General features: G+C 36.3%; 8 protein-coding genes. All 8 read right to left on the reverse strand.

The features are described 5' to 3' along the window. Position 1: 1 nt before the first annotated feature. On the reverse strand, positions 2-583 hold the full coding sequence (locus tag GS03_RS01490; protein ID WP_136150810.1) for a cytochrome c oxidase subunit 3: 582 nt from the start codon (positions 581-583) through the stop codon (positions 2-4). A gap of 7 nt (positions 584-590) precedes the next feature. Continuing rightward, complete coding sequence (gene cyoE, locus GS03_RS01495) at positions 591-1,493, reverse strand: heme o synthase (protein WP_136150811.1); 903 nt, start codon at positions 1,491-1,493, stop codon at positions 591-593. Positions 1,494-1,614: 121 nt separating this feature from the next. Next, complete coding sequence (locus GS03_RS01500; protein WP_136150812.1) at positions 1,615-3,735, reverse strand: energy transducer TonB; 2,121 nt, start codon at positions 3,733-3,735, stop codon at positions 1,615-1,617. A gap of 103 nt (positions 3,736-3,838) precedes the next feature. After that, on the reverse strand, positions 3,839-4,237 hold the full coding sequence (locus tag GS03_RS01505; protein WP_168710254.1) for a VanZ family protein: 399 nt from the start codon (positions 4,235-4,237) through the stop codon (positions 3,839-3,841). Then, positions 4,209-4,589, reverse strand: coding sequence for a glycine cleavage system protein GcvH (gene gcvH, locus GS03_RS01510; protein WP_136150813.1), 381 nt, complete (start codon positions 4,587-4,589; stop codon positions 4,209-4,211). Before gcvH ends, GS03_RS01505 begins: the two co-directional genes overlap by 29 nt. A gap of 64 nt (positions 4,590-4,653) precedes the next feature. After that, positions 4,654-11,991 carry a T9SS outer membrane translocon Sov/SprA gene (gene sov / locus GS03_RS01515; protein WP_394346361.1) on the reverse strand — a complete coding sequence of 2,446 codons (7,338 nt, stop codon included), beginning with the start codon at positions 11,989-11,991 and terminating at the stop codon, positions 4,654-4,656. 3 nt (positions 11,992-11,994) lie between these two features. Next, positions 11,995-12,576 (reverse strand): Holliday junction branch migration protein RuvA, encoded by a 582-nt coding sequence (gene ruvA, locus GS03_RS01520; protein ID WP_136150814.1) that lies wholly within the window; start codon positions 12,574-12,576, stop codon positions 11,995-11,997. 83 nt (positions 12,577-12,659) lie between these two features. Beyond that, entirely contained in the window at positions 12,660-14,951 is a 2,292-nt protein-coding gene (locus tag GS03_RS01525; protein WP_136150815.1) for an NADP-dependent malic enzyme, read from the reverse strand. Positions 14,952-14,972: the final 21 nt, after the last annotated feature.

A 14,972-nucleotide genomic window follows, 5' to 3' on the forward strand; every position in this document is an offset into this window, starting at 1 on the left:
CTTATTTAAAGAAATATAAAAAGAAAAACAAACAAATCCATAAGAAATCAAGAAAGTGCCAATACATTGCACCTAGCTCAATTCCAAGTGTTTGACTTGAATTGTATTTTTGTTTAAAATGATTATAAATTATGATTAAAAGACAAATTAATCCTCCAGCAAGATGCGCCAGGTGAACAGTCGCAATTACGTATAGAAAAGTAGTGGCGATATTACTCTCCGGTCCGGCAAAAAAATAGCCGCTATCCATCATTTGTCCAAAGCCTTTAAATTGGAAAAATACAAAGGAAATTCCCAAGGCTAAAGTCAGTAAAAGTAAATTTGTCGTAGCTGCTCTGTTGTCTTTTTGAATGGCTTTTTTTGCCAAATGAAACGTAACGCTGCACAAGATAATTGCAAGTGTACTAAAGTAAAAAGCAGTTGGCAACTGGAAATCTTTCATCCAGTCTTCTCTCGATTTACTTACCACAAATGCACTTACAATTCCGGCAAACATCATCGTCATACTTCCCATGGCAAACAACAACAATAGTTTTGCTGATCTTGCATTTCTTTCTTTATGTTCCTGAGCAGTCATTGTCATAAGTAAACTATCTTAAAAATTTATCAATAATATAAACTAATTGCAGCAAAGATATATAAGAAACACTTACCAGCATTAATGTTCGGGCTGCTTTTGAAGTTCTTTCCTGATATAATTTTACAGCATAAAAAATCATCCAAAGGCCAAGCAAAAATACGATTACCGCTGCAATTGGCGAAAGAAATAATCTTCCCGTATAACCCAAACACGGCAACATCGAAGCTACTAAAAGCCAAACACTATACAATATGGTTTGCAACGCAGTGGATGTATCTTTTTTCCCTGTTGGCAACATAAAGAATCCGGCCTTTTCATAGTCTTCAAATAAGAACCAGCCAATGGCCCAAAAATGAGGAAACTGCCAAAAAAACTGGATCAGAAAAAGTGTTCCGGCTTCAATGCCAAAATTATCTGTCGCCGCAACCCAACCCAACATGAATGGAATGGCACCCGGAAAAGCTCCGACAAAAACCGAAAGCGGTGTGTATTGCTTTAATGGTGTATAAACGCTGGTGTATAAAAAAATAGAAATCGCGCCAAACATGGCCGACTTTGGATTGATAAGATACAACAAAATCAAACCAATAATGGTCAGTAAACTGGCAACAAACAACGCATGATTTGGAGACATTCTTCCTGAAGCCACCGGACGATTTTTGGTTCTGTCCATCAAGGCGTCCAGGTCTTTTTCTATAACTTGATTAAACGCATTAGAAGCACCAACCATACAGTAACCACCAATGGCCAACATCAGTAAAGTTGTCACTTTTAAATCATGAAAGTCAAGCACGCCAAGCAAATAACCCGCAATGGAAGAAAACACCACACTGATAGCTAAACCTGCTTTGGTGATTTCTTTGAAATCAATCGCAATTTGTTTGAAGGAAAATGTGTTAGCGGTAGCGTTCATCAAAGTTTTTAAAACTGCCGCAAAGGTACTTTATAGAAAACGATTTGACAAAAAAAATTCGTTTTATTCCAATAAAAAAAACCGCCTATTTGACGGTTTTTTATTTCTATTTATTCAACTATTAATAATCAAAATACCAATTGAAAATATCACATCTTAATCCAACAGAAAACCAAGTCGTACTTTCTTTAATGGCGTTTGTTGTTTCTGTTGCAGGATTAAAGTTTCTATAGATAAAACTACCAAACAGTTTCATGTTTGTTGACGGATTTATCAAATAACCCGCTTGCAAATCGGCTATGAAAATGCTTGTTTTGTTTCCTTGTCCAATATTTACACCTGTATCAAAAGGTCTGCTATCGTTATAACTCAAATAGATATTGCTTCCGTAATTAAAATTGTCGGTAGCGTTATTAAAATCCAATCCGCGTTCGCCAAAAGTAACCTTAGCGTCTGCGAAATATCTTCCTTTATGATAACGGGCAATAGCTATAAATTCCTTGAAATTTCCGCCCCATTGATGTCCTAAACTTTGGTTGTTGTGACCATAATTAGTAATGGCTTCGCTATGCGCATACACATAAGGACGCACATGATTATATTCTAGCTGCAGTAATAAATTTTTGATATTGAAGGCATTGTAGTATTTGGCGCCTAATTGGTAACCAAACTTATTTTTCCAGCTTTTATTACCGTCTTTTACTGCTTGCAACGAAAACTCATCTAACAAAAACTGTCCGTAAAAATTGATTTGATTGTTCCATTTTACTTTGGTTGTCAAGCCTAACAAAGCATTCCCGCTTCGTGCCGAAGAAGTAAATTCGACAGTACGATAAAATATAATTGGGTTTACAAAACTCATATCAAAACCACGATTGTTTTTATTGGTCCAAATCACCGATTCAAATAAACCAATATTCCAGCGATTGGTAATATTCAAACTCAAATAGTGACTGGCAGCGAACTTGGTCGCATAGGTTCTGTCTTCGGTAACTTCGGGACGCACATCTTTGAGCCACGTATAAATATTGGTGTATTTTATTTTCCAAAAACTAGTATTCAATTTGAAATAAGGATACGGACTCGCACCATCACCTAACAATAAAGAACGATAACCATCACCAATAAAATTCTTGCCATAACCCAAATTCAAATTGATGAATTTACTTGGTGTATAAGACAAATTGGCTTCAGCCATAGGGAAATCAAAAGCATCCGTTTTGAATTCTTTTGCTATTCCAATACCCGGAATAATTGCCGGATTTCCACCATCGGGTTTTATCGATACAGCATAATTATTGAAATAATCTGCAAATCGCCCTTGGCTTTCGTATATGGTTGTTGTAAAATTTAATTCCTTGCCCAAACCACCATTAAACTGAATTCCTCTAGTGTTTATATAAGTATAATCAGCAACGCTTGGATCGCTTTTCCCCATTTGGATATCAAAAATTGGATTCAGTGTAAACCAATAACCATCGCCTTGAATTTCGACTAGATTTTCGTTCCAGAGTTTTCTTCCCCACCATTCTTTTGAACTTTTTAACAACTTTTGGTTTTCTTCCTTTAAGTTATAATATTTAGAAACATCCGCATAAGAAAAAGGTTTTGAACCTGTATGATTATTGGCACCAACCTGATTCAACGCTGAATCAAACTGCGAATAGTAACTGTGTGAAAACGGAATATTAATATGGCTTTCAAACTGCGGGCTTTCAAATTTTTTATACTTGATGCTGTCTAATTCTGTAAGCTGTTTGTTGTTTGGTTTGTATATGTTTGACGCTTTTTCGGCCAAAGCATTCGCTTCTTTTTGTGCCTGTAAGTCGGCCGCACTTTGCAACGGAATTGCAATTTTGATAGTATATTTGGCATAGGTTGGGTTTCCGTTATACGTTGCCGGAGAAATCTTTGGTATTGTTGCAAAAACTCTTTTGCTTTCGGCTACCAAAGCTTCATCGTTACTATCAACATATTGCACTTTAAAACTTCCGGTATCATCTACTTCAAAAAGTACAATTACACTTCCTTTGAAATTGTTTTGTTTCAGATTTTCGGGCACTTTAAAATTATTGTATACAAAATCCTGCACCTGATTGTAAAAACAAGTTTCTAATGCCTGATACTGTAAGCTTTCGCATGACGGAAAAACAGGAAATCTTTCGGCTGCTTTTTGGGTAACCTGAGCCTTAATTGTGCCCGTTAAAAAAAGCAGTACTAAAAACGGTAGTGTCTTCTTCATATTGTTTAAATATATCGATTCAAGATAGGATTTGTATTCATGCGATAAAAGTATAAAAAAAATCCCGTCTCGTACGATAACGAGACGGGACAATCTTTATTATCTATTTGTTTGCTAATTTCTGTCTTTTAATTAAAACAAATAAAACTAAGGCTACTACTGCTCCACTAAAATTTGCCAACACATCAAATACATCTGCATGTCGCGTTGTGGTAAATTTTTCCTGTAAAAATTCAATCAGTATTCCGTAGCAAAGTGAACTTATAGCAACGTACACTATTTTTGTTAGTGCTATTTCATTTAGCTTCAGCCAAAAATAATATCCCCAAAGCATTGTAAAAACAAAATGAAACGTAAAGTGAACGTATTTGTCAGCTTCGGAAACTCCAATGGAAGGCAAGTCGGTGAACTTGACTAAACATAAAACAGCAATTAAAAGAGTCCAGCCAACGGCTAAACTGAACGTTGCTTTTTTAAGCACCAATGAGTTGTTTGTAAGCATCACTCGAAAGTAATTCTTCTACTTCAGCAGCATTTGAAATTTTGATTTTCACCATCCATCCTTTTCCATAAGGATCTGAATTAACATCTTCCGGATTTCTTTCCAATTCATCATTGAATTCAATAATTTCTCCGGACAATGGTAAAAATAAATCGGAAACAGTTTTCACCGCTTCAACGGTTCCAAAAACTTCATCTTTGTCTAATGTCTGGTCCAATGTTTCTACTTCAACATAAACAATGTCGCCCAATTCTTTTTGTGCAAAATCGGTGATGCCAACAGTGGCGGTATCGCCATCAATTAAAACCCATTCGTGGTCTTTAGTATACTTTAAATTGCTTGGTATATTCATTTGATATTAAATTTAGACCGTAAAGATACCATTTGAAATTGTAATTTTTATTGAAAATTAACTCTTAGTTTCCAAAATTGTATCGCATGGTAAATCCAGCTCTAATATTCGTTAATGGGAACGATGTAGAAATCACTGGTTTTGAGAATGAATGGTCATAGAAGAAAATCGCCGTCAGGTTTTTACTAAACGAATAATCGGCTGTTAATTTTGCTGACCAAATATTTTGTCCGCCACCTAATTGGTTGTTATCATAATCTAAATAACGTACAATAGTTTTATTGTTTCTATATGAGAAATCAATTTTTACATTGATATCACTTTTAATAATTCCGGTTGGATTATCCGCTAATTGCGAAGAGAAAATAACGTCTTTAAAGCGGTATCCAAAACCAACAATGTATTCTTTCCCCTGAACCTCTGTCAATAAATTGTTGTCAAAACTCATCGATAAACTTCTGTCTTTTTTAACTTCTGCCAAAATTTTGAAAGCATTTTTCATTTCAAAATCGATACGAATAAGTGGATTAAATTGCTCCACTAAGTTTATGTTGGCAATAATTGTTTTGTTGTAGAAGTTACCAATACCACTATTGTCCTGAGTTGGCACATTAGGATTGTAATCAAGATTTGAACGGAAAGAGTTTATCGTATAGGAAGCTCTGTAAGCATGTTGAATAGAGAAACGTTTGAACTTTTCTTTAAAGAATTTGTAACGCATCAATCCGCTGTACTTAATCGTCCAGTTCGGAATTGGAATATCTCTAAATGCACCTAATGAAATTCCATTGGCTCTATCACCTGCTTTATGATCGGCAATACCTAATCCTGTATATGCTGCTAAGAAAGATGGTATCAAAACAGCCTGATTGTTTTTACCAAAACCAACCGGATAACCAAAGTTATTGGTAATAAAATTATAGTTAGGATCCGATGGTAACGGCACAGGCAAATCAAAACCATATCTTGGGTAGTTTGGTCCTCCATAATATTGTTGTGCCAATCTGTCGGCAATAATGGCTCTGTTTTCTCTAAAATCCTGAAAAGAGGAAGAGCTATTTTCATCACTCGTCTTAAAGGATGTTTTTAGCATCACTGTAGAAATAGAGAAGTTTCCAAAATTGTATGGCGATTGCGGATGATAACCAGTTGCATCGGTATTAAATTGTTCTGAGTAATTATCAGCATAGGTTCTGTCTGCATTTAAATCAATTTTAAAGTCAGGAAATAAATCAACATTAGCCGTAAAATTTAATGTTTTGGTTACAACCTGTGTATAGTTTTGATTAAAATCCGGATACGTTGTTAACCAACCTCTTTTTGCAGCTTCATAACGAACATCATCTTGTCCTCCAAAAACGAAACCTAGTGATGGTTTTGCCGAGCCAAAGAAACCTAATCCCGGCAAGAATCCCGGAAGCACTGTTCCTTCGTTTTGCGTATAGTTAATCTGAATGTTTTTTACACTTGTTAAAACACCTTTCAGTCCGTCTAAAAACACATTCGTCGTTTTGGCTGGTTGCGCTTTGATGCTGGTTATTTTTTCTCCCGGTTTTGGTAACGCAGCCGGTTTCTGGGCTGGTGCAGCGGGTTTTTTACCTAATCCAATATATTTATAAAAAGTTTCCATATTGAATGCAGTGTTCAAACGATGTGAACCTGCATTTTGAATGGTGTTTCCTAAATCATATCCATCAACTGAATCCATAGCTAATGAAGCTCTTTGCCAACTATAATCTCCCGTATATGAATAGGTCGATTTTACAAACGCTAAGAATGGAATTTTATTGATTGGTAATTCATAGTTAACTACAAGTTGTTGGTTATGCTGATTTGGTGTTCCAATGTTCCAAAAATCTGTCCATATCGTATTGCTATTATCCGGAACATCATTTTCATCCATATAGTTGCGGACAATATTGTGCGATGCTGCTGTAAAGTTTATTTTTAATGCCTTTGTGAGGTTATAATTAAATCCATATTGATAGTTGAACATATAATTTCTTCTAAACAAAGGATCTAAAGCAATTCCGGCAACATCAACTTGTCTAAACTGCTGTTTGTTGTATTGTCTGATGATGTTACTGCTAAACGAAATACTTGCCGGCAGATAGTTGAAATTGAAATCACTAAGCATTTTCCAATACGAACTTTTCTTAAAGAGCTTGGTTTTCTTAAATGGCTCAATTGCTTTATTTTTGAATGTATAGGTATAATCAACACTGGTATTTACCTGCTGATCGATATAATTTTCAATTTCGTAATTGTGCTTTTCAACTTGATTATAGGAATACGAAAGCGTTAAATTCTCAGGATCATAGATGTGCTGCTTTTGTTCCGGAGCTCTGTCTTTTTTGACACCAATAAAGTTGATGCTTTTTCTTTTTGTAAAATCAATCGCTCTGTCCCTCATGTTTTTCCTCTCAGCAGGATCCGTTGTGTTGTCAATCAACTGTTGCAAACGAATATCCTGATTGAACGGATCATATTCAGGCGTAATTAATTCTTCGCCAACAGCATAATTGAATGGCAAATTAATCCCCCATTTTTTTGGCAATAATTTCCCCAAACTAAGATTAGTAACAATATTATACTGTTGCATATCTTCTCTGCTTCTTTCTTGTGGTGCTTGCTCTAAAGCTCCAAAGCCAATGGTACTCATTCTTCCTGTAGCAGAAACTGTAGCAAAATCGGCTAAGTTCGTATCCATATTTAAAACCGCTGCCATACCGCCTTTGTTGTTCAAATCAGCAAGACGCAATTCGTTAAACCAAACTTCCCCACGAACAGGATCTGTATGATTATTTTTAATACCAACCATTAAGGTTCTTACCAAACCAAAGTTTGGAGTTCCTTTTATTCCCAAACGCAGGTTTGGATCACCGTCACCATCAGGAAGCGTGATGTCATCATCAGGATAGTAAACACCATCAGGGAATGTCGTCAAATCAAGGCCTAAAGATTTAACTTTCATTCTGGTTAACAATGACAAATTTAAATTAATCTCATTTGCATCAGGCCAAATAACATCCGCATCGGTAGCTCCACCCGGAGTTACTTTTAGTGGAATTTCAACCTGATAATAGTTATTGGTAAAGTCATTTCCGAAACGGATAAATGCCTTCATTTGATCGTCCTGCAATGGTGTTGTGTCTGATGGCAATGCTTCGGCATGTAAAAACATTTTTAGCTTATTGTACTGACGCATGTCAACTTCAACATTTTTAAACACTGCTCTTGAGTCGCCAACTTCTAGTCCTCCTGTTCCGGCTGGTGTTCCGTTTGCTCTTAACGAAAGTGATTGCTCATTTTGATTGATAACCTGCTGTCCATTTTGAAGTTGCTCTCTAACAACTCCCGGTGGCGTTACATAAGGAATAGGAACTCGTTGTGAGTTTTCCTGAATATTAACTGACAATACATCAAAATTTGTATTGTCATCTGTTGGGTCAGTATCGGTTAATTGAAACGAGTTATCATAGCGTCTCCATTCGCCACGAACTAAATCTAAAGCACCAAAACGAAGTGTAACCGGTGATGAAAATCCGGTCATAAACATTCTCATGAAACGAATAGAACGGAAATCAGAAATACTACCAACAACAGAAGTTGGCTGTGTTACCGGAATTTTAAATTGATACCATCTTGCTCGAGTTGGAGTCCCATTAGGGATATCAGTATTACTTAAGGTAGTTACAACTTTATCCGTAATAAAGTTTTGTCCTACCGGCATTCCATCCGCGCCACCAGGATAGATTTCAATTTTGTACTCATAATAGGCATTAGCCGTATTCATCGTGTTATCACGATTTATATCTTCTACATCCGGAATCGTTGTTGAGCCTCTATTGTTATCTGAAACTCCAACAGGTGAGTTGCCCTCAACTCCATTATAATTTTTATAACGGTCAAATACGGTTGACCCTGTAGCGCTTAAAAAATATTGATAATCATCAGCTGCCGGGTCAGCTAAAGCAGCATAACCTCCAATTCCGGGAAGACTTTGTTCAGCAGTATTATTAATCCCATCAAAACCAACATCCTGTGCCGCTCTATTGGCTCCATCAACATCAAAAGCATAGATTAGTGACTGTGAAGATGGCACTTTACCCCAAACGGTAGTATTTGTTAAAGCTTGTGAAGAACTGCTGGATGGCAATCCATTTTCATATTGTTTTCGTTCGTCTTTTAAAACGTCTTCTGATATTTCTCCAAGATTAAAATATAATTGTCCTGTGTTTGCCGGATCAGCAACTGCAGTTGGATTTCCTTCATCAAAATATGGATCTAAAACCCAAAACTGAATATATTCTACGTTGCTTTGTTCAAAGTTTGTAGAATTTATGGAACGCATAATTCCACCAAAGTTGTCTTTTGCATCAATGGCGTTAAATCCGGATGGAAGCGCTTGAGGATTAAAATTATACGGACCTCTTTCTTGTGGATAATAGGTTAAATCCAAAGTATTAATTACAGTAGTTTGTCCAATCTGAATATCGGTGTTAGGAAATAATTCACGGCTATAAATTCTTCTTGTACTATTGAAAGAAATTCCGTCGTTACCAATATCACCTGGTGTTTGCACATACATAGTTGGGTCAATACTGTACCAGTTTAATTTGGCTCTTTTGTATCCATAACTCAAGTCTACTGCACTAGAGCCAAAATCATTATAGTCTGCCATCGTTGGCCGTTTTGGAGTAGAAGATAAACTCCAAGACTGAGCCGAACGCATATCGATAGTAGTTTGTGATCCTTCAAAATCATCTACATAAACGGTTGGTTCCCCTTCAAACTGATCTGCTTTTGAAGCATCGGGTTTCAAAAAAGCAATCTCGCCTCGTAATGAAAAATTAGATGGAACATCCGTATCTATATTTGGTAATTTATTAACCATTCGGGTTAAAAAAGGAACTTCGGTAGAATAATTAGCATTGAATCCAAAAATGGTATTGTTAACTGATTCCTGACCATAATTCGATTTACTCGTAAGTGGTCTTTCTGTCATTTTTATGTAGGTCGCACCAACTAATAATTTATCTGAGAATTTGTGCTCTACGTTAATCCCCATAAATCTTCTGGTTTGTTGCCCAAAAGTGGAGTTGTTTTCCACAGAAACCTGAATTGGCGTATTAGATGCTTGTAACGAAGGATCCAAAATTTGAACTCTTCCGGCCTGATAATTCACACTATAATCAATACCTTCCTGCAATACTCTTCCTCCTGCCGTTACCACAACGGAACCTCTTGGGACATTATAAGCTCCAATCGGAATTCCGTCTCCTCCAGACGATTTAAACCTTCCTTTTAATTGGAATTTATTCTTTTCAGCATCCTGCAAAGCAGCGGCTTGGGTGCCGGTATACATATTTCTAAAAACATACTTTCGCTGATTGTCGTTATAATCTAAAGTGGTTGGATCACCATAATAATTTTCGCTCGATGTTGGTGTTGTTCTTAATTTTTCAAATAAAAGATTACCAAAAGGTTCAACAGAAGTAAAGATTAATCTACCATTTTGTTGGTCGACTGTTAATCCCGGTAAAAAATCAAAAAACCCATCACCACCTGCTTGTGGGTCATTATTGTAATTTAATTTGTCGACATTGAATACCTTTAATAAAGGAGTTTCGGCCACGCCCGCTGGTAATGGAGAAGCAGTATTGGCCGGCGTAATATAATTCAATGGTGACGGATCACTATATAAGATGTTAAACCTGAAATCTTCCTGCTGTAATTGGTATCCGCCTTGAATTTGATAGATGTTTTTCATCATCAAATTCCAAATTGGTTTCTCAACATTTGTTAAATTACTTTTTAACATTTTCAGAATCAAACTCTGAGTAGAAACTGATGCGTCATCAGGAGTTGTACCTGTAAGTACTGTGGAATCAACACCATCTGTACCAAACTCTCCAACCTGATAAACATCATCACCAATAGTATATTGATAGGCAACCGCCAAAACTTCGTCATTAGCTAAACGTTGTTGCAACGAAATATAACCCAATTGTGGGTTAAGCGTGTACTCATTAGGCGCCAACTTTCTGGCATTCTCTAATTTGGAATAATCTGTTCCTTCATCAACCGGATTAAGATTGTTAAAGCCTGCACTTGAGGTTACAATATCCCTAATACTTGTGTTTAATAATCCCGTACCAGTAGTAATTAATTCGGGATCATATTTGTTATTACTGTTATCTGATGGTAAGTCAGTAGCCGTAGGTGATAAGAAGAAGTTGTTGATATTATATTCTTGTGGATTTACTGCAACCACTCGACTATTATCTGTGAAATTAGACAATCTGGATTCTCCCAAATCCTGTAATGCCAAAATATTTCTTAAGTTATTATTCGTGGTACTTACACGATTTTGTCTGTTGGTTACCCAAACTTCAATTCTTGTAATTTGAACTCTGCTTCTAATTACAGGATAATCTTTTAAGGCTTCATCATACTTATTTCTAAAATATTGAGATAAGAAAAAGTGTCTGTCGGAATCATAATCTAAAGCAAACATTTCAAAATCCTGAATGGTTCCGCCACCTTGCGCTGTAACTGATTTGGTTTGCGATTTTTGTTCTGAAAAAACACCCGTTATTGTGGTTTTACCAAATTGCAATTGGGCTTTTACTCCAAACAAACTTTGCGCTCCACGAATCAATGAATTTGAAAGTGGCATACTTACGTTTCCGACTTCTATTTTCTGAATGATATCATCTTCAGTTGGTGCATACTCTAACTTGATAAGATTTTGAAAAGCAAACGTTGACTCGGTATCATAATTGGCATTCACGCTTAATCGTGTTCCCACTTTTCCATTCAAACTCATGCTGATTCTTTGGTCAAAATCAAAAGAAGTTTGTGATCTGTTTCTTGGCGAAAAGGCCGGATTATCTTGTTTCGTATAACGAACTCCTAAATCCATTTCAACAGAACCTGTAGGTTTAACGTCGATTGTATTAGACCCGAAAATGGTTTCGAAGAAACTGGAATTGACATAATATCGAGGTAATAAATCTTTTTTCTTTGCCTCGGCACCATCTTTTTTACCATCAATTGCATCTGATTTCTCTTTGAAGTATTCGCGCATCGATTCACGAAGCACTAATTCCTCGTACTCTTGTGGTGTTAAAATAATTGGATAATTAATGTTAAAGCCATCCATCGTACTGGTATAAATATACCTGTTTGTAGCTGGATCGTATGTATAAGCATTGACAATGCTATTTGGATTTTTTATTTCAACTTTACCTGTTGAATAACCTGTTGGCTCTTGTTCTTCTGGTTTTGGTTCGGTTGGAGTTACTTGAGCAAAAACGGTAGCACTTAGCAACAAAATTAATCCTAAGATTAATTTTTTAAAGTTTAATATTGATTTTGTAAAGTATATTGTTTCCAAGAATTATAAATTTTTTAACGCTTGTTTGATAATTGTTTCAACTCCGGCTTCAGGGTTTTCTCTGATGATTTTATCCACCACTTTTTCTGCATTTTTCCTAACGTAACCCAAAACCTCCAAAGCAGATAACGATTCTTCTCTACTAATATTGTGTTGCGAAGTAGAAATTTCGCTTAAATCATAGATTTTTAACACTTTTTCTTTCAAATCCAAGATAACACGCTGTGCTGTTTTGCTTCCAATTCCCTTTATCGATTGGATTGTAACAACATCTGCACTGGCAATAGCATGTATTATTTGTTTTGGATCTAATGATGACAACATTGTTCTGGCGATGCTGGCTCCAATTCCGGATACAGATAATAATAACTTAAACAATTCTCGCTCTGATTTTTCTACAAAACCAAACAAAGAATGTGCATCTTCCTTAATTTGAAGAAACGTAAACAATTTGACAAAATCGGCATTGGGAAGTAAGGAGAAAGTATGCAACGAAATATTAATATGATAACCTACTCCATTGCAGTCAATTACTACTTCAGTAGGCGATTTTTCAATTAACTTTCCTTGAATATGTGCAATCATTTTTTACTAAAATCTATTTCAAATATAGCAAAATTCTTTAATTGAAAGAATCTCATTGCAATATCTCTACAATAATACAAAAACTATTTGGCAGACATCTTTTTTCTTTTCTCTTTTTCTTGCGCATCAACTACTGCAACGGCAACCATATTGACCATTTCTTCAACGCTTGCGCCAAGTTGGAATATATGAACTGCTTTTTCCATTCCCAACATTATTGGTCCGACAGAATCCACTTTATCCAATTCTTTTAAAAGTTTATAGGTAATATTTGCCGCCTCTAAATTAGGAAAAATCAAGGTGTTGACTTTCTTTCCGGCCAGTTTTGAAAAAGGGAATTTAGCTTTCAGCATCTCCGCATTTAAGGCAAAATCAGATTGTATTTCACCATCAACAACTAAATCAGGATAATATTTATGTAAATAAGCCACCGCTTCTCTCACTTTGTTAGCACTTTCATGTGATGATGATCCAAAATTTGAAAAAGAAACCATTGCAATTACGGGTTCCATTCCAAACATTTTAACCGTTTTAGCAGTCATTAAAGCAATTTTTGCCAGTTCATCTGCGGTCGGATTTGGATTGATTGCGGTATCAGATAAAAACATCGGTCCGCGATTGGTCATCATCATATTGGCAGTTGCAATTAGAGTAATTCCCGGTGCTTTGCCAATCAATTGCATTAATGGTTTTACTGTTGACGGATAACTTCTGGAATAACCTGAAACCATGGCATCAGCATCGCCTTCATTGACCATCATTGCCGCAAAATAGTTACGCTCACGCATCCATTTTTGAGCATCGAGTAACGAAATTCCTCTTCGTTGTCTCGACTTCCAGTAAATGTCAGCATACTTTAATCTTCGCTTGTCTTCCTCTTTGTCTTTTGGATCAAAGATAGGCACATCAGCATCAAAACCTAATTCATCTTTGAGTTCCAGAATCACATCTTTATTTCCTAAAAGTATTGGATGTGCAATGCCTTCTTCGTATGCAATTTGAGCTGCCTTCAATACATCTAAATGATCTGCTTCGGCAAAAACAACACGCTTTGGTTCTGTTCTCGCACGATTGGTTAACAAACGAACCATTTTATTATCAGAACCTAAACGCTCTAATAATTCTTCTTCGTATTTCTCCCAATCGGTAATTGGATGAAGCGAAACTCCTGAATCTATTGCTGCTTTTGCAACCGCTAATGGAACTCTTGCAATCAATCTTGGATCGAATGGTTTCGGGATAATATATTCTTTACCAAAATTTAGTTTGGTTTCACCATAAGCAATATTAACTTGTTCAGGAACCGATTCTTTGGCTAATTCCGCTAAAGCAACTACCGCTGCTTTTTTCATTTCTTCATTAATCTTGGTCGCTCTGACATCTAAAGCACCACGGAAAATATAAGGGAAACCAAGTACATTATTCACCTGATTCGGATGGTCTGAACGACCGGTTGCCATGATAATATCTCTTCTGGTTTTGATAGCCAAATCGTAGTTTATCTCCGGATTTGGATTTGCCATTGCGAAAACAATTGGATTTTTTGCCATTCCCAATAACATGTCTGGTGTTACTATATCTCCGGTTGACAATCCGACAAAAACGTCAATTCCAACCATGGCTTCAAGCAACGATGGATAGTCTTTGTCTGTAGCATATTTCCTTTGGTCTTCCGAAATTTTTGGATCGTCTTTTTTGAGTGCTCCTTTGCTATTAAACATGACTATGTTTTCCTGCTTCACGCCAAAAGAAACATACAGATTCGCACAAGCAATTGCTGCCGAACCAGCTCCTGAAATAACCATTTTCACTTCGTCCATTTTCTTTCCAGCCAACTCAACAGCATTCAATAAAGCTGCTGCCGAAATGATAGCGGTTCCGTGCTGGTCGTCGTGCATCACGGGAATATTCAGTTCTTCAACCAAACGTCTTTCTATTTCAAAAGATTCCGGTGCCTTAATATCTTCAAGGTTGATTCCGCCAAAAGTCGGCGCTATATTTTTTACCGTTTCAATAAACGCATCAACATCTTTTGTTCCAACTTCGATATCAAAAACATCAATATCAGCAAAGATTTTGAAGAGCAATGCTTTTCCTTCCATCACGGGTTTTGACGCTTCAGGACCAATATCACCCAATCCTAAAACGGCGGTTCCATTACTGATTACGGCAACCAAATTTCCTTTGGAAGTATATTTATAAACATTGTTTACATCTTTGGCAATTTCCAAACAAGGCTCGGCAACACCGGGAGAATAAGCCAATGACAAATCTCTTTGGGTTGCATATTTTTTGGTTGGGACAACTTTAATTTTCCCCGGAGTTGGTTTGGCGTGGTATAAAAGTGCTTCTCTTCGTTTACTATCTTTATGCATGGTCTTTATTTTGATACTTAC

Source organism: Flavobacterium sangjuense (assembly GCF_004797125.1).
In the GTDB taxonomy this organism is placed as follows: Bacteria; Bacteroidota; Bacteroidia; order Flavobacteriales; family Flavobacteriaceae; genus Flavobacterium; species Flavobacterium sangjuense.

What these genes read in the sequence shown, in the direction of transcription:
- GS03_RS01490 (WP_136150810.1), bottom strand. Translation starts at nt 583, where the DNA reads ATGACAATGACTGCTCAGGAACATAAAGAAAGAAATGCAAGATCAGCA.
- cyoE (WP_136150811.1), bottom strand. Translation starts at nt 1,493, where the DNA reads ATGAACGCTACCGCTAACACATTTTCCTTCAAACAAATTGCGATTGAT.
- GS03_RS01500 (WP_136150812.1), bottom strand. Translation starts at nt 3,735, where the DNA reads ATGAAGAAGACACTACCGTTTTTAGTACTGCTTTTTTTAACGGGCACA.
- GS03_RS01505 (WP_168710254.1), bottom strand. Translation starts at nt 4,237, where the DNA reads ATGCTTACAAACAACTCATTGGTGCTTAAAAAAGCAACGTTCAGTTTA.
- gcvH (WP_136150813.1), bottom strand. Translation starts at nt 4,589, where the DNA reads ATGAATATACCAAGCAATTTAAAGTATACTAAAGACCACGAATGGGTT.
- ruvA (WP_136150814.1), bottom strand. Translation starts at nt 12,576, where the DNA reads ATGATTGCACATATTCAAGGAAAGTTAATTGAAAAATCGCCTACTGAA.
- GS03_RS01525 (WP_136150815.1), bottom strand. Translation starts at nt 14,951, where the DNA reads ATGCATAAAGATAGTAAACGAAGAGAAGCACTTTTATACCACGCCAAA.